Genomic DNA, 22,250 nt, shown 5'->3' with positions numbered 1-22,250 from the left:
CCGCAGGGCTGAGTCCGACTCACCACCTGGGACCGGACTCAGCCCTGCGGCACGCCGCCGAAGCCGAGTTCGTTGCCGTCGGCGTCGCGATACACGACCTTGCGCACGCCGTCCGGGTACTGCTCGCGGAGCGCCGGCTCCACGCCGCGCCCGGCGATCGCGGCGACTCGGTCGTCCAGATCGTCGACCAGCACCGTCTGCAGGGCGTGGCCCGCGTGTTCGGGGCTGCGGCGGATGTAGAGGTACCGGTGTTCGGCGAGCTCCCAGACCGCCTCGATCTCGTTGGGACAGAAGGCGGGCTCTGCGCCGAGCACCCGCGTGTACCAGTCCACTGCCTCGTCGTAGTCCCGGACGTAGATCCCCGCGAACAGATCGGTCGCCACCCACCCACGCTAGCGCGCCGCGCGAGCCGCGCTCGGCGCCTCGCCGAAGGACGCACGGGGTAGGCTCCGCGCACCTGGGCAGGGACGCGCGCAGGCCGCCGAGGCCGGGCCGGTCGCCGAGCCGGGCGTTGGACGGCGGCTGACCCCGGATCGGCGGACGACCGCTACGCGTCCCCGCTCTCCGCGGGCGAGGCCGGCGGGACAGCGGAGGCCAGTGCCGCCAGTGCGGCCAGCATCTCCCGGTAGTGGGCGAAGTCCGGCACGGCCACGGACACGTCCTTCGCCGCGTCGTCCCAGCGGCGCAGGCGGACCGCGTCCCGTGCGAACGGCTCGGCCTCGAACGCGGTCGCCTCCGCCGGGCTCATCGGGCCGCCCTGGACAGAGAGGGTGTGGACCGACGCCGGGGAGAGGCGGGCGAAGTACTCCGGCTCCACGGCGCACAGGTAGCGCTTCGCGGCGACGTGGAGGCGGACGGGTTCGGTGACGGCCGGGCCGAACCACGGGGAGAGCCAGTCCGCGCCTTGGTGGCTGTGGCGGTTGTCCCGCGCGCCCGACATGAGTTCACGGCCGTGCACCGCGCCGCGGAAGTGCCCGACGTCGTGCAGCAGGGCCGCGGCGACCAGCGCCGGGGGCGCTCCGTCTGCGGTGGCGAGAGCGGCGGCCTGGAGCATGTGCTCGGCCTGGGTGACGTCCTCGCCGAGGTAGTCGTCCGCGCCCTCGCCCGCGAAGAGCGCGGCCAGGGTGTCCACGACCTGGTCCGGGGTCAGCACGGCTGCGCCTCCCTGCGGCGCAGCACGCCGACGGTGCTGAGCAGGCCGTCGAGGTCCGCGTAGCAGCCCTGGAGGTGCCGGGCGCCGCCGCGGGCGAAGGCCGTACGGGCGTGCAGCAGGCGGGTGTTGTCGAAGACGAGGCAGTCGCCCGGGCCCAGCTTGAAGTCGAGCTGACGCTCGGGGTCCAGCAGCAGGCGGGCGAAGGCGCGGTAGCCGGCGTAGAAGGCCTCGGTCTGCTCCGCCGGGAGGCGGAGCGTGCCGAGCGAGCGGTTGTTGAACCGCACCTCGCGGATGCGGCCCATCGGGTCGGTGCCGATGAGCGGGCGGTGCGTGCTCAGCTCGGTGACGTCGTCGCGGAAGGCGAACGGCACCGGCGTCCCCGTCAGCGCGGCGAAGGCCCCGACGTCCGACTCGCGCAGCGCGGCCGCGGCGGCGAAGCCGTCGACCAGGCCGGAGTCGCCGCCCTCGGCGTCGTTCACCAGGCAGTGCAGCAGCTGGAGCGTCGGCACCGGGTCCCGGTAGGGGTTGTCGGTGTGCGGGGTGATCGCGACGTTGGTGAAGGCCAGGTTGTTCGGCCGCTCCTCGACGCGCACCTCGAACTGCGTGCCGTAGTTGGTCTCGCGGACGAACCCGAAGGTGCGGGCCACCTGCTGCGCCTGGCCGTCGCGGAGGGGGACGTCGCGCAGCAGGCAGAAGCCGAGCCTGGCCACGGCCTCCAGCATGCGCAGGCGCTCGGCGTCGTCGGCGAGGTACGCCGACCACGTCGTCTCAGGGAGGCCGTCGGCCAGCGTCGCCGCGCTCCCCCACAGGTCCTTGGCGTCCTCGGTGCGGGGGTCGGGCTCGCCCGTCTGCTGGAGCCAGTGTGCCGGGTAGCGGGAGACGTGACCGTCGGGGGCCCAGACCACCTCCCACCCCTCCGCACCGTCGACAGCGTCGCCGCCGTCCAGCGCGCGCAGCGTCCCGACGGCGAGCTGCTCGGGCAGATCGGTGATCTGGAAGAGCTTCTGGTCGGTCAACGGGTCGCGGCAGTCCGCGCAGGTGCAGTTGTCCCGCAGCCACAGGGCGGGGACGTCGGTCGGCAGCATGAACCCTCGATTCTGGTCGGACCGGGTAGGACCGGGTAGGACCGGCCCGGCTCAAAAGTTGTATAGCCAACTTTCGCCCGACGCCGCCGCCGGGGGCAAGGAAAGGCTGGGTGAACCTGGGGCCAACCCGACGCAAAGAGGATGCCGGACGGGCCCGCCTCAGCTCCCGAGCGGCCGCAGCCGCAGTGCGGACATGCCGCCGTCGACCGCGAGGGCGGTGCCGGTGGTCGACCCCGAGGCGGGAGAGGCGAGGTAGGCGATGGCGGCGGCCACCTCGTCGGCGCCGACCAGGCGCCCGTGCGGCTGCCGCGCCTGCAGCGCGGCGCGCTCGGCGTCCGGGTCGTCGGCGGCGTCGAGCAGGCGGCCGACCCACGGGGTGTCCACGGTGCCGGGGCTGACGCAGTTGACGCGGATGCCCTCGCGGACGTGGTCGGCTGCCATGGCCAGGGTCAGCGACAGCACCGCGCCCTTGCTGGCGCTGTAGAGCGCGCGCTGCGGCAGCCCGACGGTGGCGGCGGCCGAGCAGGTGTTGACGACGGACGCGTGCGCGGAGCGCCGCAGATGCGGCAGGGCCGCGCGGCTGACCCGGGCCATGCCGACGACGTTGACGTCGAGCACCTGGTGCCACTGCGCGTCGTCGTTGTCCTCCACGGTCCCGGCCGCGCCGACGCCGGCGTTGTTGACCAGGATGTCCAGCCCGCCGAGCGCGGCCACGGCCGCCTCGACCGCCGCCCGCACGGACGCGTCGTCCCGCAGGTCGGCGGTGAACCCCCACAGGGGCTTCTCCACCCCGTCGACGGCGAGGTCCAGCACGGCCACCTCCGCCCCGCCCCCCGCCAACAGCCGGGCCGTCGCCAGCCCGATCCCCGACGCACCCCCGGTGACCATGGCCCGCAGGCCCCCGAACTCCTTGCCGCGGAACTCGCTCATCCACGCACTCCTGACGAAGAATCGGCTTCCCGCGATGCCCCCAACGGACACCGCCGGGCGGCCATGGACTCCCCACCCACCCCCACCCGAAAACCCGTCAGGCGGCGTGGCGCGCGGGGTCGTGGAATGATCGTGCCCGAACGCGGTGGGGCGAGGGAGGGGCCGAGGATGGCTGAGGAGTCCGGTGTGCGTGAGCTGCGGCTGGTCGTCACCGCCGAGGACTACGACGCCGCGCTGCGGTTCTACCGCGACGTGCTGGGGCTGCCCGAGCGTGGGGCGTTCTCCTCGCCCGACGGGCGGGTGACGATCCTGGAGGCCGGGCGGGCCACGCTGGAGATCGCGGATCCCGGGCACGCCGCGTTCATCGACGACGTCGAGGTGGGCCGGCGCGTGGCGGGCCACATCCGGGTGGCGTTCCAGGTCGACGACGCCCCCGCGGTCACCGCGCGGCTCGCTGCGGCCGGGGCGGAGGTGCTGGCCGAGCCGACCAGGACGCCGTGGAACTCGCTGAACTCCCGCCTGGAGGCCCCCGCCGCCCTCCAGCTGACGCTCTTCGCCGAGCCCGGCGAGCCCGGCGAGCCCGACGGAGAGCACCGGCGGTAGCGCCCACGGCCACAGCTGCCCCGGCTGCCCCATCTGCCCCGGCTGCCCCGACCGGTGTCGGTGCCGCCGCTCGGGTAAAGACGACGCCCACCGCCTCGCGGGGCGAGGCGGTGGGCGCGTGAGTCGGACGACGGGCGTGCGGGACAGGCGGCGGGCGCGCGTCAGCTCTCGCGCGGGGCGAAGACGCCGAAGGTGGCTCCCTGCGGGTCGCGGATGACGGCGAGCCTCGGCCCGTTGTCCATCTCCGCGTCCACGGGACCGTGCACGACCTCGGCGCCGAGCCCGCGCGCCTTGGCGGCGGCCGCGTCCACGTCGGCGACCAGGAAGAACGGGTTCCAGTGCGAGGGGACCTCGGGCGGGAACATCTCGCCCATCTCCATGATGCCGCCGAACATGGTGTCGTTCAGCCCGACCATGGGGTAGTCCTGGTTCGGCCACACCTGCCACTTGAAGAACGTGCGGTAGAACTCCACGGCGGCGCTCTTGTCCCGGGTCGACAGGTCGATCCAGGCGAGCGAGTTCGGCTCCTCGGCCACACCGAAGCCGCCGAACTTCCTGGTCTCCCAGAGCGCGAACGGCGCCCCGGTCGGGTCGCTGAGCAGGGCCCAGCGGCCCAGGTCGCCGACGTCCATCGGCCCCATCCACACCTGCGCGCCGGCGCCCTTGGCGGCCTCGGCCGCGTCGTCGACAGCCGGGGTGGCGAAGGAGAGCAGCCACATGACCGGCTGCTGCGGGTTCATCAGGGGGGCCACGGCCGCGGCGGGCTTGCCGTCGAGGGAGAAGGTCGTGTAGCCGCCGTACTGGGGGTCCGGGTCGGTCTCGGCGGTCCAGCCGAAAAGCTGACCGTAGAACTGCTGGGCCGCTTCCGAATCGCGTGCGCTCAGCTGCGCCCAACAGGGGGCGCCTGGGACGTTTCCGATCACCTTCAACGCAGTTCCTCTCGAAGTTCCGATGTCTCGATATCTGGCGAAGGGGCGGGTTTCCCATCCAATCCCCGGGCCGGGGCGGACGCCACTCGACACTCCACGGAGCCGTAAGAGATGCGTCAACGCAGGTTGCCGCCCTGTACCTGCCCTGATCTATGCTGAACCGGTCGTACGAAGAGAGCACCGCTCCGGCCTCTGAGCGTCGGAGCGGTCCGCGGCCGAAAGGAGGCGAGACCCGTGGACGACGCCAGTCCCAGAACGGGCCACGCTCCGCCCGGCCCCGTTTTCGCGGCCTGACGCGGCTTCCGGCCGGGCGCACCCTGTCGCTTTATCGCTTTTCTTTTTTCCTTCGCTTTTCGACGTTCACCGTCACCTCGCCGCACACCCGGCCGGTCCGCCCTTGACGCGACCCCGCGCTGAGGTGCGGCCACGCCTGCACCAAGGAGCCTCTTCGCCATGACCACAACGACCCTCAGCCCGAAGGCCCTCACCAACCTGCTGCGCCGTGAGGCGTGGACCGCGCACGGCGTCCTCTCGCTGACCCTGAGCGACGGCGTCGAGCGCCACTACCTGCTCGACCCGCGCGACTTCGCGGCCACGACCGCGCCCGAAGTCGCCTACGACGCACGGGTGCACGCCGCCTACATCCTGGCGCTCCAGGGCCACCGCCCCGCGTGGCTCGCCCACCACCTGGACCTCCCACTGCCCGCGACGGACGCGATCTGCGCCCACGCCGAGGCCCACGGCCCCACCGGCCCCCGGAACGGCCCGGTCGGGGCCTGACGTCCCCGCGCGCATAGGAGCCTCTCGTGTCCGTCACCGACCACCGCGTCGCCGGCACGCGCCTGTGGGTCGACCAAGCCGGCCGGACGGCGTCCGTGGACGGCCGCGCCCTGCGGCTGACACGTCGTGAGTTCGACCTGCTGGCACATCTGATGGGGCATCCGCGTCGCGTCTTCACACGCGTCCAGCTCCTGGACGCGGTCTGGGGCCACCACGACGTCGGCGACGCCCGGACCGTCGACGTCCACATCGCCCGGCTGCGGGCCAAGATCGGCGCCGAACACCGCGCCCGCCTCGCGACGGTTCGCGGACTGGGCTACAAGTTCGACCCCTTGTAGGGTAGTTGGCTCCTTCAGGGCGCCGACTGACTCAGCCCCGGCCTGCTTCGAGCAGTCGCTTGAGGCGGGCGAGGTCCTTGGTGTTGGCGCGCCGCATCGCGGCGGCCATCATCGGGGCGGCCACCTTGGCGAAGCCGGACGGCTCGCCGCGGTTGCGCAGGGTCATCCGGGTGTGCGTCGCGTCGAGGCCGGCCCAGGTGTAGGTGGTCTCCATCGGGAACGGGCCCTGCTCGGTGCGCATGACCATGCGCTCGGGTCCGTACTCGACCACCGCGTAGGTGTAGCTGAGGGTCCGTCCCATGAAGGTCGCCACGAGGTCGAGCTTCGAGCCGACCCCGAGCGGCGGTTCGGTGCGCCACCGTACGGAGGTGATGTTCTCGTACCACTCGGGCGCGTTGTCCGGGTTGCCGGCGTACGCGGCCACCTGGTCGCTCGGGCGAGCGATCACGGTCTCGGTCAGCACGTCGACGGGCACGGCAACTCTCCAGCGCTCGATCCCTACGGCCTCTCCGGCCATGGTGCCGGATCGTCCGCCGCCGCAGCAGTGGCGACGCGCCGAAGCCCGTCCGGCAGCGGCCCCGAACCGCCGTCAGGCCCCGGTGAGCTCGCCGACGAGCGCCGCGCTGAGCCAGTCGTTGGCGGCGCCCAGGGTCGGGGCCGGGACCAACTCGGCGGCCAGCTGCCAGTAGCGCCGCATGGCCGGGTGCTCGCCGGCCGCCAGATCCCGGCCGAGCTCACGGCGGTAGTCGGGAGAGTCCTGGCGGCCGTGCGCGCGGGCATGGGCGCCGACGAAGCAGTCCAGCGCCTCGCCCGCGGCGGGGCCTCGCCCGTCGAGCAGGGCGGGTGCAGCCAGGTCGTAGGCCTCGCGCAGGCCGTCGTAGAGCAGGTCCGGCCTCGGCGGCGCGGGCCGGTGCTCGGCCAGACAGGCGTCGGCGGCGGCGCCCGTCAGCTCGTGCAGCCGCGCGAACGCCAACACGTGCGCGGACGACGGCTGCTCGGGCAGCGGCGGCACGGCCGCGTCGACGATCGCGTCCGCCAGACCGGCCCGGAGCCGCGGCGGCAGCAGCCGACGCCAGTAGCGCACCAGCGTGTCCGTGTCCGGGGGCGTACCCAACGCGCCGACCAGGCGCAGCAGTTCGGCCCGCTCGGCCGGAACGCCCTCGTGCAGCAGACGCAGGGCAGCCTCCCTCCACCGGAGCGCGGCCATCTCCGCGCCGAGCGCGTCCAACTGCCGTGCCACGACGCCCTCCAGGCGCTCCCCCTCCGCCTCCTCCTCAAGGACGCGCGCGACGTCCGGCAGCGGCACGTCGAGCGCCCGCAGCGAGCGGATCAGCCGCAGCCGCTCCAACGCCTCCGGCGCGTAGCGGCGGTGTCCCCCGCTGCTGCGCTCCGCCTCCGGCAGCAGCCCCTGGTCGGAGTAGAAGCGCACCGCTTTCACGCTCGCCCCGGCCCGCTCGGCGAGCTCCCCGATGCTCAGCAGTTCGTACGGCACTTCGTGCGGCAGCAAGACGTCCTCCTCCCAGGCGACCTCATTCGCCCTCCGAGCCTAGCCGTGGGGGCGGGCGGGCCGCCCGCGCGCAAGGCCGGTCGCCGTGGCGTCAGGCTGCAGGCCGCTGCGGGCTCGGCCGTCGCGAGCGCCTTCCGGCCCCTGAGTGAAGAGCTGCACGTCCGATGGCTCGCACCACCCCTCCCCGCCCGCCCCACGTGGAGTCGCTCTTCCCCGAGGTGGCAGCCTGCCGCAAGCCGGCGGTCCGCCTGCACCCCCGTCCCGGCGACCCGGGCGCCCGCGACAGCTCGCTCGGCGGCCCCGTGCTCTGGCCGCGGTCGCGGCCGCGCCCCCACTGCACGGAGGAGCACCCGCGCACGGCTTGCGCCCCGCCGTCCTCCGGCGAACCGAGTGACGGCGGCGGAGTCGGGCAGCCGCCCCCGGACCCGGGAGGAGGCCCCATGGTCGGATACGAACTGCGCGAGCAGCACATCGAGCTGCGGGACTGCGAGCCCGCGGGGCTGTGGCACGTCGTCGAGTCCGGACGCCCGCGTGCCCTGTGCGGCCACACCGTCGACACGGGCGCGGCGGCCCGGTCGCTGGTCGAGCTGGCCGACATCGACCCCCGGTGCTGCTGTGACCCCTGCCGGGAGATCCACCGAGGCGCGGCCGGCAGGCCACTAAAGGAGGACTGGCTCGACCACCGCTAACCGGCCCCGGTCCTCGCGTCCCCGGCCAGGTTTCGAGAGACGAGCACGGGTCAGACGCCCGAAGACCCGCCGTGACCTCCCACGAACCGCGACGCGGCGGAAGGCGCCCCGGACGCCCGAACCTTCCGGGGCGTCCCGCGGCGTCACCCGGGAGGCCGTCATGGTTCACTACCTGCTTCGCGCGGAGCCCCTCTCGACACGGCAGCCGCACTCCTGGCACGTGGCCAGGGTCGGAGCGCCGTTCGCGCTGTGCACGCATCGCCTGGGGCCCGCCACGAGCGTGCGCCCCATCCAGGAGGCTGAAGTCATCCCCGAGGACTACCGCTGCCCGGAGTGCTGGGAACGGGCGCTCGACGAGCTGATGCTCCCGGCCTGATCGAGTCCGTCCCGGTCAACGACTGCTGGGTTTTCGACGCCACGGTCCGGTTCGGTCTGTTCCCGGGAACCGGCGCTCTGGTGCGCCACGAGATCACCACGGACGCGGGCGTCGTCAAGCTGTGCTCGGACGCCTTCGAGGCTGTGATCGCAGCAGCGAGCGCCCTCAGCGGTGTGTTCGTCACCAAAGCTTCACCCTCGTGAAGCGCCGCCAGGAGCACTCCGACAAGCAGGCCGACCGTGACGAACAGCGAAAGATGCTCCACCGGAAGGCCCGCAAAGACGCATACTCCGCGCTGCTGGTCGCCTACGCGGGCTTCGACGAGGCGATCAACAAGGTGTGGCTGGTGCAGGCGGACACGCCGACGGACGACGGGATACCTGCTGCGTTCCACGAAGCCGAGCAGGCACTGTTGGACTTGCGCCCCGCCGTCTCAGCTGTGGCTCTTGAAGGTCCTCCGGCCGTCGTGGCATCGCCGAACCAGCCAGCCGTCGAACGTCACCGCGTCGCCAGCCTTGACCAATTCGTGAGCGCCGCCCGCGAAGCGCTCGGAGGCAACGCCGCGGGGTTCGGTTGAACTGTCGGGAGGACCCCCCGAAGCGGGGCAGGTCGCCTCTCCGGGTGTCGGTGATTCTCGCTACCGTGCGCAGCATCCCGGTGACGCACCGGGAGACGAGTGAGGGGAGACCACCGTGGAGATCAAGAAGCTCACGTTCCTGGGCAGTACGTCCGAGGACGGCGACTGCCCGTCGGTGTACGAGACCGAAACGGGCGATCTGGTGATCCAGGGCGACCTGGTCACCGACCCGGACGTCATCGGCCAGGCGCGCCACGTGAAGCCGCAGGAGGGCTTCGTGGTCGTGCCGCGCGAGCTGCTCGTCCGCTTCGCCCCGAGGTCGTGACGTTGCTTCCGTTCAGCGAGATCAGCCGCTTCTTTGAGGACTTCGAGCACACCGCTTGGAGGTTGGAGAGTCGGCGGCAGTACGCCACTGACTTGGAGTCTCCACGGTTCACCGCATTTCGGGAGACGGGCCGGTTGCCGGAGCGGCCGGGACACCCCTGGGTGGCGAACGTGCTTCGGCAGCTCGACCAAGGCAAGACGTTCGGCCGGGTGCGAGTCGTCGACGAGCCGATGACGGACAACCAGGCGTTCCTCTTGGCCAGCTCCTTGGAGAGCCCGGAGGACATCCGGATCCTGACCCGCGCCAAGGCCAAGAAGCTAGACCTGCCGGCGGAGGACGTCTGGCTCTTCGATTCGAAGACGATCGCCCGCCTGGTCTTCGACGACCAGGACCGCACGCTCGGGGTGGAGGTCACCGCGGATCCCGTCGAGGTGCTTCGGGTCTGCCAGATCCGGGACGCCGCCCGGCATTTCGCCGTACCTGCGCACGACTTCGCGGCGGCGCTACCGTCGGAGGCGTGACCACCGATTTCCAACGCGCGAGGACCGCCCTCGGAGCCCGGCTCCTGGAGCTGAGGAACGAGGGCGGTCTCACGGGCAGGCAGCTCGCCGCCCGGCTGGGGTGGCCGCAGTCCAAGGTGTCCAAGCTGGAGACCGGGAAGCAGACGGCCACGCCGGAGGATCTGGCGGCGTGGGCGGAGGGCGTGGGCAACCCCGGCGCGGCGGCCGAGCTGAAGGCCCGCCTGCGGGGCGCGGAGACCTCGTACCGGTCCTGGCGGAGGCAGCTCGCCGCAGGGCATCGGCCACGGCAGGACGAGGGGATCGAGCAGTCCCGTAAGACGTCTCAGACCCGGGCGTTCGAGTCCGCCCGCGTGCCTGGCCTGCTCCAAACACCCGACTACGCACGGGCGCTGCTGACGATGGCCGCCGACTTCGCGGAGAGTCCGAAGGATACGGACGAGGCCGTGCGGGCCCGCATGCGCCGCCAGGAGGCCCTCTATGAGCCCGGCCGCACCTTCGAGTTCATCGTCTGGGAAGCGGCCCTCCACGCCCGCGTGGCGGCTCCGGCGGTAATGGCCGCCCAGCTCGACCGGCTGACGGGGCTGGTGGGGCTCGACACGATCAAGCTCGGCGTGATCCCGCTGTCCGCACCGCTGCGCCGGACGCCGGCTCACGCGTTCTGGATTTATGACCGGAGCCGGGTCATCGTCGAGATGATCAACGCGGAGATGTGGCTCGACGATCCGGCGGACATCGCGCGGTACGAGAAGGCGTTCGCGTGGCTCGGCGAGACGGCCGTCTACGGCCAACGCGCCCAGCGGATCATTACCACCGTCCGGGCTTCCCTCGGGCGCAATTGAGCCCTCTGGCGCATCTTCGGGCATCTGCGCGCTGCCCCGGAGAATCCGAGAGAATCAACGCCCCGACGGCGAATCAGGGCTCCCTACGGTCGGTCCATGGCCGTCGCCGCATCCACCGCTTCGGGCGCTCCACCAGCCCGCCCCGCCCCTGACCACGCCGTCGACCGGGCCCTCTGGGAACGCCTGCGCCGAGCTGCCTACCGGGGACACCTCCTCCCCGAAGGGTTCGCGGTGCTCGACGAGCTCCACGACCGGTACCCCGAGTGGCGGGAGGAGTGGTGAGCGTGGGTGACGACTTGTCCGTAGTCCACGGCCACTGCATCGGCTGCGGCGGAAGCCGCAAGCTCGGCCGACTGGTCAACGAGGTCGACACCAACTCCGGTGCGGGATGGACCAACGTGCAATGCGCCGAGTGCGAGGAGAACGGCCGGGGGCTGCCGCCGGCCGGGCCGTGGTCACCGCGCCGGTACCAGCTCTGAGATCACACCATGAGGCGGTCCGCCGACGATCTGTTACGTCATGGCAACGCCCACCCGCACCACTGTCACCTTCTGTCACGCTTCCCTCACAGCGACGAGACACGATCGGCAGGAACGCATGACCACGTCCCCTTGGGGACCGCCTCCGCAGTCGGCCCCGCAACCCTCCAGCATGTCCCGCAGAAGGAAGGGCTGCCTCGGCTGCGGCGGCGCACTGCTCGGCATCTTCGTCCTGCTGGTGGTCGTCGGGCTGATCGTCGGGCCGAGGAAGGGCACCGCCACGGCCGTCTCCCCCGCGAACACAACGCCCACGGCAGGCTCACGGCCACCGTGCCGGAGCCTCTGTCCCAGGTGGCGAGCGTCAAGGGCGACATCACGGTGATGGGCAACAACGACAACTCGCTGGCTACGAAGGACTGCGTGGTGGGACCGGCGTAGCGGGAACCCCCTGCCGCTGATGACCAGGCCCCCGTGTACCGGCTCGTGCGCGGGGGCCTCGTCTGTGCTGGCTACGACTGGCCGTCCGGCGGGTTGCTCGTCAGCGTCTTGCGGGCGTAGGCGATCCACTTGACCAAGTCGTCGGCCGAGACCGTGGCGGGCTGGTCCATGAGGACGGCCAGGTTCTGGAGGACCGTGACGACCTCGTCGCTGTACACGCTCTGCCAGCGGCGCAACCTGCCAGCGTCGAGCGTCGTCGTCTCCGGATCGGTGTAGCGCAGCCGCTCCAGGCGTCCAGCGATGCCGAGAATCATCGCGCAACTTCTCGCGCTCGTCTGCCGTGGACATATTCAACTTCCTTGTCATGCAGTGTGATTCAGGAACATCCCAGCATGGGGCTCCAATCCGCCGGGTGGTAATCGCGCGCTGGGGTGAGAGGCGCTCACGGGACCAGGAGGGGTCAATCTCCCTCCAGGGCTTGAATCTCCCGTTAGGGGAGTTCGTAGCGTGATCGCATGCGAAGCGATCACGACATCACGACCGCGTTCATCCTCGCCTCCGGCCCGTTCACCGGCGGCCTGTTGTGGGAGCGGGTGGGCGACCGGCTGCGGGAGGCCGGCGCGGAGGTGCACGCGGCGAACCTGACAGGGATGGACACGGGGACGGACGGGGACGTGCCGCCGACGGAGACGGAGACGGAGCGAGAGAGGGACGGGGACGCCGAGGTCGATCTGGAGACCCACATCGCCGATGTGGTGCGGCTGATCGACCGCGTCGCCGCGCCGGAGGTGGTGCTCGTCGGACACGGCTACGCCATCCATCCCGTTCTGGGCGCGGCGCAGCAGCGCGTGAAGCGGGTGGCACGCATCGTGTACCTCGACTGCGGGCTGCCGCAGAACGGCGACGCGGCGGTCGCGAGCGTGCCTGACGCCGCCGTGCAGGCGCTGCTGCGGGAGTCGCCGGGGACGACCCTGCCGGTGCCCGAGCCCGACCAGTGGCAGAGCTGGGGAAGCACCGCCGGACTCTCGGCGGCGGACCTGGACCGGCTCCGCGCCCTGGCCGCGCCGCAGCCCGGCCGGACACTCACACAGCCGCTGCGGCTGACCGGCGCGCTGACGGGGGTGCCGACCAGCGGAATCCTGTGCACGGCGGGCGGCGTCACCATCGCCGCCGTGCAGGCCCTGGTGTCGTCGGGGATGCCGCAGTTCCAGGCGCTGGCCGATCCGGCTGTCGGGTTCTTCGAGCTGGCGACCGGTCACTGGCCGATGCTCTCCTGCCCGGACGAGCTCGCCGCGACGCTGCTGCGCGCCGCCGCCGGGGACGGCCACCGGCTCAGTCCGGCCGTCACCAGGCCGTTCCAGGAGCGCCCGTTCCTGCTGGACGCCCCCCACGCCGCCCGGGTGCGGATCGGCAACGTCGACCTGCACCTTCCGGAGCCCCGACCGGCTGGGGCCACCGGGGCCCGGTATCCCGCCGTTCTTTTCGTGCACGGCGGCCCACTGCCGCGGGACATGGTCCCGGCCCCGCGCGACTGGCCGCTCTACCTCGGCTACGCCCGGCTCGCGGCGAGCGAAGGCGTCGTCGGGGCGGTCGTGGCGCACCGGCTGCACACGCCTGCCGACTACCCGACCGCCGCCGCGGACGTCGCCGACGCGCTGGAGCTGCTGCGCGCCGATCCGCGCGTCGACCCGGAGCGGATCGCGGTCTGGTTCTTCTCGGGCGCGGGCCTGCTGCTGACCGACTACCTTGCCGCTCCCCCGCCGTGGCTGCGCTGCGTCGCCGCCACCTATCCGGTGCTGGCCGTGTCGCCGGGATGGAGGGGCGTCGACCCACGCTTCGCCCCGGCCGCCATGCTGCCGAAGTCCGTCGGACTGCCGATCGTGCTGACCCGCGCCGGTCTGGAGTCCCCGGAGATCGCCGAGACCGTCTCCGCGTTTCTGGCGGCCGGGCGGGAGTGCAGCGCGGCGGTGGAGCTCGTCGACGTGCCGGAGGCGCGCCACGGCTTCGACGCGCACGAGCCGACGGAGCGGACCCGCGCCGCCGTGCGACGCGCGATGGACGCGGTATGCGCGCATCTGCGCCGGTGAGACGGATTCTCATCGCGTCTTCATACGGCGGGGCCGCTCGGCGGGTATCAGCCGGGTATCCACGCAGTTCACAGAACATGGCAGGACAGGGCAGGCGAGGACCATGGGACCTTATGGACCTCTTCGAATCCGCGGGGCCGTGAACCACGGCTGGTTCTGGGTCTTCTCGGGGATCACGATGGTGCTCTTCTGGGTGCTGGTGGTGCTGGCGATCATCCTGATCGTCCGCACCCTCACCCACCGCGACCGGTGGCCCGGCCGCGCCGGCGCCGCCCAGACCACGCCGGCTCCGCCGTACGGGCCGCCACCCGGTGGGTCGGCCGGCGGCGGGGCGGCCACCGGCGGCTCGGCGGAACAGATCCTCGCCGAGCGGCTCGCCCGCGGGGACATCGAGGTCGACGACTACCACCGCCGACTCGCCGCTCTGCACGAGGGGACCGTCCCGCCACCGCCGACGTCCCCGCCCCCGCCCCCGCCCCCGGGGACGTGACAGGCACGGTGCCAGAGGCCGGAACGCGGAACGAACCCGAACGGAGCAGCAGCGGGTGATCCGTGCCCCTGCGGGCGGACACGATGGCAGGGACCCGTCGTACCGCAGCCGGCAGCAGGGGAGGGTCCGTGTCCGCTTCCGAGACGCTGCGCAGGGCACGGGCGCGCGTCGAGGCGGCCAGGACGGCGGCGCTGGAACGGTTCGAGTCGACGCAGGAGCGGTGGCCCGTGGTCGGGGCGCTGCTGGTGCGGATCATGAACGTCGGCCTGATGGACGCGGCGACCCGGCTCGCCGCGCAGCCGTTCCTGACGACGATCCCGCTGATGTTCGCGCTCGGGGCGTTCGGCCCCGACAGCCTCCGGAAGCAGATGCTGTCCTCGCTGCGGACCACGTTCGGGCTGACCGGGGACAGTGCCCAACAGGTGAAGGACGTGGTGCAGGCGAGCAACGGCGCTCAGAACCTGCAGCAGACCGTCGGCGTGATCGGCCTGGTGATGGCGCTGCTCTCGGCCACCAGTTGCAGCCGTGTCCTCGCGCGGGTGTGCGCGGACGCGTGGGCGCTGCCCAAGGCGCGCAGCAGGCCGGCGGCATGGCGATGGCTCGTCTGGATCATCTGCCTGGTCGGCTTCGTGCTGTTGCAGGGAGTCCTGCGGAGCGGCTTCGGAGCCGGTCTCTGGCTCGGCGTGCCGCTGACGTTCCTCGCCAGCGTGGTGCTGTGGTGGTGGACGCAGCACCTGCTGCTGGTGCGCCGCCTCGCCTGGCTGCCGCTGCTGCCCGGCGCGGTGCTCTGCGCGGTCGCGACCAGTGCGCTCTCGCTCACCGCACGCGTCTACATGCCGAACGCGCTCAACCGCACGCTCCACGACTACGGCTCGCTAGGGCTGGTGCTGACGCTGCTGTCCTGGCTGATCGTGCTCTCCGCCGCGATCGTGTTCGGCATCACGCTCGGCGCGGTGCTCGCCCAGCACCCGCCGCTCCAAGCGAAGCTGAAGGCGCCGCTGCCCAGGGAGACGACGCTCCTCAAGGAGTCAGGGCAGCCTGATGAGCCGGGCGGGTGACGGAGTCGCCGTGCGAGCACGCTGATGTCCTGATATGTCTGATTTCCAGCATGCGGGACGGCGACGGTCGCCAACCGCTCCTCCCGAGGAGGCACCACCGTGTCCAACTATCCGACGCTCAACGTCTTCTGGACGATGCTGGAGTTCTTCCTCCTGGTCCTGTGGTTCTTTCTGCTCTTCAAGGTCCTCACCGATATCTTCCGCAGCCACGACATGAGCGGCGGAGTGAAAGCCCTCTGGATCATCTTCGTGATCCTGCTGCCCTTCCTCGGCGTCCTCGTCTACGTCCTCGTCCGCGGCCGTAGCATGACGCAGCGGGACATCCAGCAGGCGCAACAGGCCGACGACGCGTTCAAGCAGTACGTCCGCGACGCGGCCGGGTCCCCCGAGGGCGGCGGAGCGAGCCACGTGGAGGAGCTGAGCAGGCTCGCCGAGCTGCGGCGCAGCGGCGCGCTGACGGACGAGGAGTACCAGAAGGCGAAGGACAAGCTGCTCGCCTGAGCCGACGAGCGGCGCCCGAAGCAGGAGGGGAACCGGGTGGCCAACAAGGAGAGCGTCGGCACCGTGGTGGTCGCGGGCGCCGCCAACCTGGGCGTCGCCATCGCCAAGGTGATCGCCGGGACGATCAGCGGCTCCAGCGCGATGCTCTCCGAGGCCGCCCACTCCTTCGCGGACACGGTCACCGAGGGGCTCCTGTTCACCGCCCTGCTGCACGGCGACCAGCCGCCCGACGCCCGGCACCCGCTCGGGTACGGCCGCGCGGTGTACGTGTGGGCGCTGCTCGCCTCAGTGGCAACGTTCGTCTGCGGCGCGGCCTTCTCCGTCTTCGACGGGATCCGCACCCTCGTGCGCGGCGAGCAGTTGGGGAATCCGCTCGCCTCCTACCTGGTGCTGGCCTTCTCGTTCCTCCTCGAGGGCGTCTCGCTGCTGCGCGGCCTGCGGCAGACCCGCGGTGAGGCCGAGCGCTCCGGCGTCCCGCTCGTCCACCACCTGCGGCGCACCCCGGACACCACGGTCAAGGCGGTCGTCTTCGAGGACTCGGCGGCGCTCGTCGGCCTCGCACTCGCGGCGGTCGGCCTGCTCGGCGCCCAGCTGACCGGTTCCAACGTCTGGGACGGCGTCGCCTCCCTCGCGATCGGCGCGCTGCTGGGGGCGGTCGCCTTCGAACTCGGCCGCAGCAACATCTCCATGCTGGTCGGTCAGTCCCTCCCCGAGGGGATGCGGCTGCAACTCGTGCGCGACCTGGAGGCGCTGGACGACGTGGAGGCCGTCCTCGACCTGGCGGCGGTCATGCAGGGCCCGCAGGAGGTACTGGTCGCCGCGAAGGTCAACTTCCGCGACGCGGCGACCGCGGTGCAGATCGAGGCCCGCTGCGAGCAGGCGGAGCGCCGGCTCCGGGCCCGCTACCCGCAGATCAAACGGGTCTACCTCGACCCGACCCCCGGCAGCGCCGGACCAGCCAGCGCGGGACCGGGCAGCGCCGAGCCGGACAGCGCCGGACCGGGCAGCACCGAGCCGGACAGCGCGGGAGCGGGCAGCGCCCAGGCGGACAGCACCGAGCCGGACAGCGCCCAGCCGGGCGGCGCGGGACCGGGCAGCGCCCAGGCGGACAGCACCGAGCCGGACAGCGCCCAGCCGGGCGGCGCGGGACCGGGCAGCACCGAGCCGGGCACCGCCGAGCCGGACAGCGCCCAGCCGGGCGGCGCGGGACCGGACAGCTCCCAGCCGGGTGGCGCGGGACCGGGCAGCTCCCAGCCGGGTGGCGCGGGACCGGGCAGCGCCGAGCCGGGCGGGAGGCGGCCGGATGACGCTACGGCCTGACGTCGGCCGCCGCGCGGAGGTAGGCGGCTACCGCGTTGTCAGCTTCCGTGCCACGCCCAGGACGACCGATGCGCAGGTGGTGCCCAGCATCGCTCCCGCCACGACGTCGCCCGGGTAGTGGACGCCCGTGTGGACCCTGGAGTACCCCACCGCGCAGGCAAGCAGCCCCAGCGGGGCCGCGGTGACCGGCAGGACTGTGCCCACCGTCGTCGCCAGGGCGAACGCCGACGCCGTGTGCCCGGAGGGGAAGGACGCCGAGCTGGGCATCGGCACGTGGCGGTCGACCCGGACCTGCGCCGCCTCGCGGTCGGGGCGCGGGCGGCGGACCAGGCTCTTGCCCAGCAGGTTCGCGCTGAAGGACGCCAACCCGACCGCCGCCGCGCCCGCCAGGCCCGCCGTGCGGCAACGTCCCGGAAAGAGCGTCAGGGCAGCGGCGATCGACAAGTTGATCTTCGAGTGGTTAGCGGCGTGTGAGAGCCTGCGCAGCCCCGCGTCGAGCGCGGGCGTGTCCGTCGCCGCGACGGCGGCGTAGAGCGCGCCGTCGAGGGCGGCGAGGTCGTGCAGGACCGAGTCGTTCACAAGTGGTTCTCCCTCGGGTGGTTCTCCATCGGGTGGCCCTCCCTCGGGTTGCTCTCCCCCGGGCGGCCGCCCCCGGAGCGGAAGGCGAGGCGGACGACGTCACGCCAGTCCAGGCGGCGGGCGTGGATCTGCTGGTTCGGGTCCGCGCCGGGACGGTCGCGTGGCACGCGGACGCGCAGCGCGCGGGCGGCCAGGGAGCAGACGACGGGTGTCGGCAGGAACAGCGCCTCGCCGTCCACCGCGACGGGGATCTCGACCGCGTCCGCGTCGACGGTGACCTGACGTGCCGACAGCACCGTCAGGCCGGCGGCCCGGTCCCCGCGCAGGGCCAGGTCCGCCGCCTGGGCGGCGCCGTCGACGCGGATGCCGAGGACGCCCAGCACGCCGCGGTCCAGGCGCGGACGGCGCCCCAGGCTGATCGGGTCGGGCGCGGCATAGGGGTTGTTGCTGACCAGCAGCGCCTGGGGCGCGTCGAGGCGCTCGGCGCCCGCGAGCGCGGTCAGGTGCGGGCCGTCGGCGCCGAGCAGCAGGTCCGGCAGCGCGTCGAGGGCGGTCGCGGTCTTGGCGTCGCGGTACTCCGGGCTCTGCACGATCTGAGCGTAGGCGCCGAAAGACACCGTGTTGACGAAGGCCCGCTCCCCCACCCGGCCGAGGTCGACGCGCAGTTCGACGCCGTCGCGCAGCGCGTCGAGGCAGGTGGCCGGGTCCGTCCGGTCGAGGCCGAGGTCGAGGGCGAAGTGGTTGCGGGTCCCGGCGGAGATGACCAGGAACGGCAGGCCGTGCTCGGCCGCGACGGCGGCGACCAGGGCCTGGGTGCCGTCGCCTCCGGCGACGCCGAGCAGGTCCGCGCCGTCGGCCACGGCCTGACGGGCCATCTCGGCGACGTCCTGCTGCGCGGAGGTGTCCAGCAGCACCACGCGCGCGCCCAGCTCCTCCGCCCGCCGGACCAGATCGAACTTCTCGACCTTGCCGCCACCGGACTTCGGGTTCATGATCAGCACCGGCCGTCGCGGCGGCGGCGTCTCCACGGCGGGCATCGGCTTGGGCGGCCGCTCCGCGCGCAGCGCGGACCGCGCGAAGGCGAGCCCGAGGCCCCAGAGAACCAGCGCGAGGGCGACGATCAGCGCCACCTCCGCGACGACGGCCAGCACGAGTACCCCGACCGGCGCGGCGACGGCCACGACGGCCCCGACCACGCGCGGCACGCCCCGGTGGGCGAGTGTCCACCAACCGCCGACCGCCATGACCGCCAGCGCGATCAGCGCGCAGAACAGCACCAGCAGCCCGTGCGGACCGGCGAACCCCACGGCGACGACCGCCCCGGCCGCGCACAGCAGCGCGATCCGCGCCAGCACCCGCGGCCGCCGGGCCGCCCTGTCCGTCATCGGCTCCCCCTCGTCCTCTTCGCCGTTACCCCACGCGCCCACATGCCAGTCCGGTCACGGTATCCGCGACAGCCCTCATCGGCCCGCCGAGCGCCGCACCGCACCGGCACGGACCGGCCGGTCCGACGCGCCCGCGGCGGTGCGCACGTCCGCGCGCGGCTCACACGTCGCTGACGGCCTGGACGCGGCCCTGGGCGATGGCGGCCAGCAGGGCCGCGTGGTCGCGGTGGGTCTGTTCTCCGTAGCCGACGGCCCAAGAGGCCACCGCGCGGTCGAAGACGTCGCTGCGGCCGAGGTACTCGGCGATCTCCGCACGGGCGCCGGAGCGGGCGTGGGCGCGGGCGAGGGTGCGGCCGCAGACCTGGGCGTAGCGCTGCAGCATCCGCGAGTCCAGCCGCTCGATCTCCACCGAGCCCTTCATGTCGCGCAGTTGCCGCCAGTAGAAGAAGCGTCCGGCGGGGCCGGTGGCCCAGCCGAGGAAGATGTCGCTGGCCGCCTGAAGCAGCCGCTGGCCGGCGACGACGCGCTCGCCCTGGTGCCGGTGCCGGCTGGGCGCGAGGTGGGCGGCCAGCACGGACTGCTCCGCCTCCTTGATCTGGAGCATGAGCGGGTCACCGACCGTGGTGCCCGCCAGCAGGGCGATGAAGCAGCGGGTCCCGACGCTGCCGACGCCGACGACCTTCAGCGCCGCGTCGACGATCCGGAAGCGCTCCAGCAGCAGGCGGCGGTCCTCCCGCATGCTGTGCAAGAAGTCCTCGAACGTCTCCTGGACGACGCCGAGGTCGCGCATCCCGATCGCCTGGATCAGCGGCGGGTCGTGCTTGATCCTCGGCTCGCCGTCGGGTCCGGGCTCGGTCAGCTTCTCCAGCGCCTGGAGGCTGGTCTTGCTGCGGGCCTTGGTGAGCATCTGCTCGGCTTCGGCGCGGTTGCGCTTGCGCACCTCGGAGAGGAGCTCCTGAGTGTCCACCCGCTCGTACCAGACGTCCAGCTCGGACCAGGTGGCCAGCTCGCGCATGTGCTCGCGGTAGGCGCGGGCGGCCGCCTGCGCGGCGTCGCGGGAGGCGGCCTCGGTGAAGCCGTTCTGCCGGGCCGCCACGGCGACGGACGCGGCCAGCCGCTTGACGTCCCACTCGAAGGGGCCGGGCAGCGTCTCGTCGAAGTCGTTCAGGTCGAACAGCAGGGTGCGCTCGGGCGAGGCGTAGAAACCGAAGTTGGACAGGTGCGCGTCACCGCACAACTGCACGTTGAGCCCGGTGTTGGGCGTCGAGGCGAGGTCCGAGGCCATGATCGCGGGCCCGCCGCGCAGGAAGGCGAACTCGGTGGCGGCCATCCGCCCGTAGCGGATCGGGACGAGCTCCGGCACGCGGGTGGCGGCCTGGGCCTCCAGGATGGCGATCGGATCGGTGCGGTCCTTCGGCGGCGTCCAGGGGCCCTGGGAGGAGCGGGGCACCGTCTTGCGCACCTGCCGGCCCCGCGACTCCTCCTCGGCCAGCCGCGCGCCCTGGGGCACGGACTTCGGTCCGGTCTCCTTCTTCGGCTTCGGCGAGCTCTGCGGCTTCTCGGACTTCGCTGTCTTCTCCGACCTCGCTGTCTTCTCCGACTTCGGCTTCTCCGTCACCATCACGAACCCTCCAGACCCTCGGGTGTCGTCGGCGCGGCGGGCCGCTCCTCGTCAAGGAAGCGCACCACCAGCAGCGCGACCACCACGATGACCACGATCCAGAAAACCACCATCCCGGTGGGGTACGACCACAGCGCCAACGTCAGACCGCCGGCCGCCAGCACGATCCACATGATCCACTTGTGGTAGCGGTGCACGAAAGGGCCGACCGGCCCAAGCTTCATCCCCGCGTTGTCCAGCGCCCCGCGTGTCGCGTCGACGCCGGCGTAGACCACGCCCTTGATCCGCGCGGCCCTGCGACCGTGACCGGCGAGCCAGAAGCCCAGACCGACGGCGATGCCCAGCACCACGACCGAGCGGACGGCCGTACGCAGGAAGAGCACCAGCTGATCGTAGATCGCCTTGGCCGCGTCCTGGTTGACGTCGGCGGGAAGTTTGTCGAGGTAGATCGCACGGAACACGGTCAGGCCGATGCCGAGCACCAGCGCCCCTGCCGCGATCCCGAACGAGGCCGCGACCGCGGCGCGCCGCCACCGCCGGGCCAGCCAGACGCCGGCGACGGTCAGCAGCACGCCGATGACGCCCAGCCAGTTGCCGACGATCTGCAGCAGCCGGAAGCCGGTCTTGGCCTTGCCGATGTTCTGGTTGCTGATGACCGTGAAGTTGGTGTGGATCTCCGGGATCTTCGCGGCGATGGTCATGCCGTTGCTGACGAGCCGCTGCTTGACCTGGTCGATCACCGGGGCGAGGTCGATCACGACCGAGTTCTGGGTCAGCTGCACGGCGCCGCCGCCCTGGCCGGTCAGGGCCTTGACCATGGTCTGGTGGATGCGGCGGTTGGCGTCCACCCAGAAGCCCTGGAACCAGGAGCTGGCGACGACGTTCTGCGTCTGCTTCTGGACGAAGCTGGTGATCGCGTTGTCGATCGGCCCGCTGAGCTTGCCGAGCGCCGCGTCCAGCTTCGGCCGGTCCGTCGGCGCGACCTGCTGGAGCAGGTCGTTCACGTCGATGTGCTGGGAGACCGCCTGCGCGGTGCGGTTCGCGATGGCGGCCTGGACGCTGGGGTTCGCGGTCAGCGGCCCGACCATGGCGACGTAGCGGTTGGTGTCGCCGATGATGCTGGACGCCCAGGACGCGACGATCGCGAGCGGCGCGATGATGCACGCGACGGTGATCAGCACGGCGGAGAGGGCGGACTTCCAGCGGCTCCGGGGCGCCTGGAGCTCGGCCACCTGGGCCCGGAGACGCCGCAGCTCGGCCTCGTCCTGCCGGCTCGCCCCAGCCGAGGCGCCTGCCGCGGCCGGAGTGCCGACCGCGCTCGGGGGGCCTGCCGCGCCCGGGGTGCTCGGCCCCTCAGGCGTGCCCGGCCCTTCCGGGGAGCCCGCCGCGCTCGGGGTGCTCGGCCCCTCAGGCGTGCCCGGCCCTTCCGGGGAGCCCGCCGCGCCCGGGGTGGTCGGTCGCTCAGGGGAGCCCGCCGCGCTCGGGGTGGTCGGCCCCTCGGGGGTGGCCGGCCCTTCCGGGGGGCCCGCCGGCCCTGGGGGGCGCGGCTCCTCCGGGGTGCCTGCCGCGTCCGGCTCGTCCGGCGTCCGCGCGTCGTCCGACATGTCTGCCCCTTCCGACCGAACCGCACTCGGCTGTGC

General features: G+C 72.6%; 28 protein-coding genes and 1 pseudogene. 17 read left to right on the top strand and 12 right to left on the bottom strand.

Translation table 11 applies throughout. The features are described from left to right. Window positions 1-38: 38 nt before the first annotated feature. The 4 genes from TR48_RS02255 to TR48_RS02240 all read right to left on the bottom strand — a co-directional run bounded on the left by TR48_RS02255 (window position 39) and on the right by TR48_RS02240 (window position 3,168). Window positions 39-383, bottom strand: a complete 345-nt coding sequence (locus tag TR48_RS02255) for a VOC family protein (protein ID WP_042364075.1) — start codon at window positions 381-383, stop codon at window positions 39-41. A 164-nt stretch (window positions 384-547) separates the two neighbouring features. Then, on the bottom strand, window positions 548-1,153 hold the full coding sequence (locus TR48_RS44865; RefSeq protein WP_042364074.1) for a phosphonate degradation HD-domain oxygenase: 606 nt from the start codon (window positions 1,151-1,153) through the stop codon (window positions 548-550). Further along, window positions 1,147-2,238, bottom strand: coding sequence for a TauD/TfdA family dioxygenase (locus TR48_RS44860; RefSeq protein ID WP_063770880.1), 1,092 nt, complete (start codon window positions 2,236-2,238; stop codon window positions 1,147-1,149). The genes TR48_RS44865 and TR48_RS44860 overlap by 7 nt, the downstream gene beginning before the upstream one ends. Before the next feature lie 159 nt (window positions 2,239-2,397). Continuing rightward, complete coding sequence (locus TR48_RS02240) at window positions 2,398-3,168, bottom strand: SDR family NAD(P)-dependent oxidoreductase (RefSeq protein WP_042364073.1); 771 nt, start codon at window positions 3,166-3,168, stop codon at window positions 2,398-2,400. Between the two features lie 168 nt (window positions 3,169-3,336). Here TR48_RS02240 and TR48_RS02235 point away from each other — a divergent pair, with 168 nt between their 5' ends. Next, window positions 3,337-3,771, top strand: coding sequence for a VOC family protein (locus TR48_RS02235; protein ID WP_042364072.1), 435 nt, complete (start codon window positions 3,337-3,339; stop codon window positions 3,769-3,771). 161 nt (window positions 3,772-3,932) lie between these two features. Here TR48_RS02235 and TR48_RS02230 read toward each other — a convergent pair whose 3' ends face one another. Next, window positions 3,933-4,694, bottom strand: a complete 762-nt coding sequence (locus TR48_RS02230; RefSeq protein ID WP_236651985.1) for a VOC family protein — start codon at window positions 4,692-4,694, stop codon at window positions 3,933-3,935. Window positions 4,695-5,153: 459 nt separating this feature from the next. Here TR48_RS02230 and TR48_RS44645 point away from each other — a divergent pair, with 459 nt between their 5' ends. After that, window positions 5,154-5,480, top strand: a complete 327-nt coding sequence (locus TR48_RS44645) for a hypothetical protein (RefSeq protein ID WP_063770879.1) — start codon at window positions 5,154-5,156, stop codon at window positions 5,478-5,480. A gap of 26 nt (window positions 5,481-5,506) precedes the next feature. Then, window positions 5,507-5,818, top strand: a complete 312-nt coding sequence (locus tag TR48_RS02220) for a winged helix-turn-helix domain-containing protein (RefSeq protein WP_052442340.1) — start codon at window positions 5,507-5,509, stop codon at window positions 5,816-5,818. Window positions 5,819-5,849: 31 nt separating this feature from the next. Here TR48_RS02220 and TR48_RS02215 read toward each other — a convergent pair whose 3' ends face one another. Further along, a complete protein-coding gene (locus tag TR48_RS02215; protein ID WP_236651972.1) occupies window positions 5,850-6,335 on the bottom strand; it encodes an SRPBCC family protein in 486 nt (161 codons plus the stop codon). Window positions 6,336-6,407: 72 nt separating this feature from the next. Beyond that, entirely contained in the window at window positions 6,408-7,325 is a 918-nt protein-coding gene (locus tag TR48_RS02210; protein WP_236651971.1) for a helix-turn-helix domain-containing protein, read from the bottom strand. A gap of 440 nt (window positions 7,326-7,765) precedes the next feature. Here TR48_RS02210 and TR48_RS02205 point away from each other — a divergent pair, with 440 nt between their 5' ends. The 9 genes from TR48_RS02205 (at window position 7,766) to TR48_RS02170 (ending at window position 11,131) form a co-directional block, all read left to right on the top strand. Beyond that, window positions 7,766-8,014, top strand: a complete 249-nt coding sequence (locus TR48_RS02205; RefSeq protein ID WP_042364069.1) for a hypothetical protein — start codon at window positions 7,766-7,768, stop codon at window positions 8,012-8,014. 160 nt (window positions 8,015-8,174) lie between these two features. Beyond that, window positions 8,175-8,390: a hypothetical protein gene (locus TR48_RS02200; RefSeq protein WP_042364068.1), complete on the top strand. Its 216-nt coding sequence runs from the start codon at window positions 8,175-8,177 to the stop codon at window positions 8,388-8,390. Continuing rightward, on the top strand, window positions 8,348-8,593 hold the full coding sequence (locus TR48_RS46520; RefSeq protein ID WP_369405553.1) for a DUF6879 family protein: 246 nt from the start codon (window positions 8,348-8,350) through the stop codon (window positions 8,591-8,593). The genes TR48_RS02200 and TR48_RS46520 overlap by 43 nt, the downstream gene beginning before the upstream one ends. Continuing rightward, window positions 8,590-8,967 carry a hypothetical protein gene (locus TR48_RS02195; RefSeq protein ID WP_042364067.1) on the top strand — a complete coding sequence of 126 codons (378 nt, stop codon included), beginning with the start codon at window positions 8,590-8,592 and terminating at the stop codon, window positions 8,965-8,967. The genes TR48_RS46520 and TR48_RS02195 overlap by 4 nt, the downstream gene beginning before the upstream one ends. Before the next feature lie 115 nt (window positions 8,968-9,082). Continuing rightward, complete coding sequence (locus TR48_RS02190) at window positions 9,083-9,292, top strand: hypothetical protein (protein ID WP_236651970.1); 210 nt, start codon at window positions 9,083-9,085, stop codon at window positions 9,290-9,292. Then, window positions 9,289-9,813 (top strand): DUF6879 family protein, encoded by a 525-nt coding sequence (locus TR48_RS02185; protein WP_042364066.1) that lies wholly within the window; start codon window positions 9,289-9,291, stop codon window positions 9,811-9,813. The genes TR48_RS02190 and TR48_RS02185 overlap by 4 nt, the downstream gene beginning before the upstream one ends. After that, entirely contained in the window at window positions 9,810-10,652 is an 843-nt protein-coding gene (locus TR48_RS02180; RefSeq protein WP_042364065.1) for a helix-turn-helix domain-containing protein, read from the top strand. Before TR48_RS02185 ends, TR48_RS02180 begins: the two co-directional genes overlap by 4 nt. Window positions 10,653-10,748: 96 nt before the next feature. After that, the gene (locus TR48_RS02175; RefSeq protein ID WP_042364064.1) at window positions 10,749-10,934 is read left to right on the top strand and encodes a hypothetical protein; all 186 of its coding nucleotides are present in this window, start codon (window positions 10,749-10,751) and stop codon (window positions 10,932-10,934) included. Window positions 10,935-10,936: 2 nt separating this feature from the next. Beyond that, on the top strand, window positions 10,937-11,131 hold the full coding sequence (locus TR48_RS02170; RefSeq protein WP_042364063.1) for a hypothetical protein: 195 nt from the start codon (window positions 10,937-10,939) through the stop codon (window positions 11,129-11,131). A gap of 509 nt (window positions 11,132-11,640) precedes the next feature. On the opposite strand, the gene TR48_RS02160 is transcribed toward TR48_RS02170, so the two are convergent. Then, window positions 11,641-11,883 (bottom strand): hypothetical protein, encoded by a 243-nt coding sequence (locus TR48_RS02160; RefSeq protein ID WP_042364061.1) that lies wholly within the window; start codon window positions 11,881-11,883, stop codon window positions 11,641-11,643. 201 nt (window positions 11,884-12,084) lie between these two features. On the opposite strand from TR48_RS02160, the gene TR48_RS02155 reads away from it, so the two are divergent. The 5 genes and pseudogenes from TR48_RS02155 to TR48_RS02135 form a co-directional block, all read left to right on the top strand. Next, window positions 12,085-13,656 (top strand): alpha/beta hydrolase, encoded by a 1,572-nt coding sequence (locus tag TR48_RS02155; protein WP_042364060.1) that lies wholly within the window; start codon window positions 12,085-12,087, stop codon window positions 13,654-13,656. A gap of 139 nt (window positions 13,657-13,795) precedes the next feature. Continuing rightward, entirely contained in the window at window positions 13,796-14,146 is a 351-nt protein-coding gene (locus TR48_RS02150) for an SHOCT domain-containing protein (protein WP_052442339.1), read from the top strand. A 128-nt stretch (window positions 14,147-14,274) separates the two neighbouring features. Next, the gene (locus TR48_RS02145) at window positions 14,275-15,204 is read left to right on the top strand and encodes a YhjD/YihY/BrkB family envelope integrity protein (protein ID WP_236651969.1); all 930 of its coding nucleotides are present in this window, start codon (window positions 14,275-14,277) and stop codon (window positions 15,202-15,204) included. 99 nt (window positions 15,205-15,303) lie between these two features. Beyond that, on the top strand, window positions 15,304-15,705 hold the full coding sequence (locus TR48_RS02140) for an SHOCT domain-containing protein (protein WP_042364059.1): 402 nt from the start codon (window positions 15,304-15,306) through the stop codon (window positions 15,703-15,705). A gap of 36 nt (window positions 15,706-15,741) precedes the next feature. Further along, window positions 15,742-16,674 (top strand): annotated as a pseudogene (locus tag TR48_RS02135) (cation diffusion facilitator family transporter); the annotation flags it as partial. Between the two features lie 378 nt (window positions 16,675-17,052). Here TR48_RS02135 and TR48_RS02130 read toward each other — a convergent pair. From TR48_RS02130 to TR48_RS02115, 4 genes are all read right to left on the bottom strand, one after another. Next, window positions 17,053-17,604: a phosphatase PAP2 family protein gene (locus tag TR48_RS02130; protein WP_042364058.1), complete on the bottom strand. Its 552-nt coding sequence runs from the start codon at window positions 17,602-17,604 to the stop codon at window positions 17,053-17,055. Continuing rightward, window positions 17,601-18,989 (bottom strand): diacylglycerol/lipid kinase family protein, encoded by a 1,389-nt coding sequence (locus TR48_RS02125; RefSeq protein WP_042364057.1) that lies wholly within the window; start codon window positions 18,987-18,989, stop codon window positions 17,601-17,603. The genes TR48_RS02130 and TR48_RS02125 overlap by 4 nt, the downstream gene beginning before the upstream one ends. A 160-nt stretch (window positions 18,990-19,149) precedes the next feature. Further along, entirely contained in the window at window positions 19,150-20,610 is a 1,461-nt protein-coding gene (locus TR48_RS02120; protein WP_084728701.1) for a DUF2252 domain-containing protein, read from the bottom strand. Next, window positions 20,610-22,214 carry a hypothetical protein gene (locus TR48_RS02115; RefSeq protein ID WP_236651968.1) on the bottom strand — a complete coding sequence of 535 codons (1,605 nt, stop codon included), beginning with the start codon at window positions 22,212-22,214 and terminating at the stop codon, window positions 20,610-20,612. Before TR48_RS02115 ends, TR48_RS02120 begins: the two co-directional genes overlap by 1 nt. Between the last annotated feature and the right edge of the window lie 36 nt (window positions 22,215-22,250).

The organism is Streptacidiphilus neutrinimicus, assembly GCF_000787815.1.
Classification (GTDB): domain Bacteria; phylum Actinomycetota; class Actinomycetes; order Streptomycetales; family Streptomycetaceae; genus Streptacidiphilus; species Streptacidiphilus neutrinimicus.
The sequence above is the reverse complement of the archived record's forward strand: the minus strand, read 5'-3'. Positions and strand labels throughout refer to the sequence as shown.

What these genes read in the sequence shown, in the direction of transcription:
- TR48_RS02125 (WP_042364057.1), bottom strand. Translation starts at nt 18,989, where the DNA reads ATGACGGACAGGGCGGCCCGGCGGCCGCGGGTGCTGGCGCGGATCGCG.
- TR48_RS02115 (WP_236651968.1), bottom strand. Translation starts at nt 22,214, where the DNA reads ATGTCGGACGACGCGCGGACGCCGGACGAGCCGGACGCGGCAGGCACC.
- TR48_RS02215 (WP_236651972.1), bottom strand. Translation starts at nt 6,335, where the DNA reads ATGGCCGGAGAGGCCGTAGGGATCGAGCGCTGGAGAGTTGCCGTGCCC.
- TR48_RS02200 (WP_042364068.1), top strand. Translation starts at nt 8,175, where the DNA reads ATGGTTCACTACCTGCTTCGCGCGGAGCCCCTCTCGACACGGCAGCCG.
- TR48_RS44860 (WP_063770880.1), bottom strand. Translation starts at nt 2,238, where the DNA reads ATGCTGCCGACCGACGTCCCCGCCCTGTGGCTGCGGGACAACTGCACC.
- TR48_RS02235 (WP_042364072.1), top strand. Translation starts at nt 3,337, where the DNA reads ATGGCTGAGGAGTCCGGTGTGCGTGAGCTGCGGCTGGTCGTCACCGCC.
- TR48_RS02160 (WP_042364061.1), bottom strand. Translation starts at nt 11,883, where the DNA reads ATGATTCTCGGCATCGCTGGACGCCTGGAGCGGCTGCGCTACACCGAT.
- TR48_RS02175 (WP_042364064.1), top strand. Translation starts at nt 10,749, where the DNA reads ATGGCCGTCGCCGCATCCACCGCTTCGGGCGCTCCACCAGCCCGCCCC.
- TR48_RS02120 (WP_084728701.1), bottom strand. Translation starts at nt 20,610, where the DNA reads ATGGTGACGGAGAAGCCGAAGTCGGAGAAGACAGCGAGGTCGGAGAAG.
- TR48_RS02155 (WP_042364060.1), top strand. Translation starts at nt 12,085, where the DNA reads ATGCGAAGCGATCACGACATCACGACCGCGTTCATCCTCGCCTCCGGC.
- TR48_RS02240 (WP_042364073.1), bottom strand. Translation starts at nt 3,168, where the DNA reads ATGAGCGAGTTCCGCGGCAAGGAGTTCGGGGGCCTGCGGGCCATGGTC.
- TR48_RS02205 (WP_042364069.1), top strand. Translation starts at nt 7,766, where the DNA reads ATGGTCGGATACGAACTGCGCGAGCAGCACATCGAGCTGCGGGACTGC.
- TR48_RS44645 (WP_063770879.1), top strand. Translation starts at nt 5,154, where the DNA reads ATGACCACAACGACCCTCAGCCCGAAGGCCCTCACCAACCTGCTGCGC.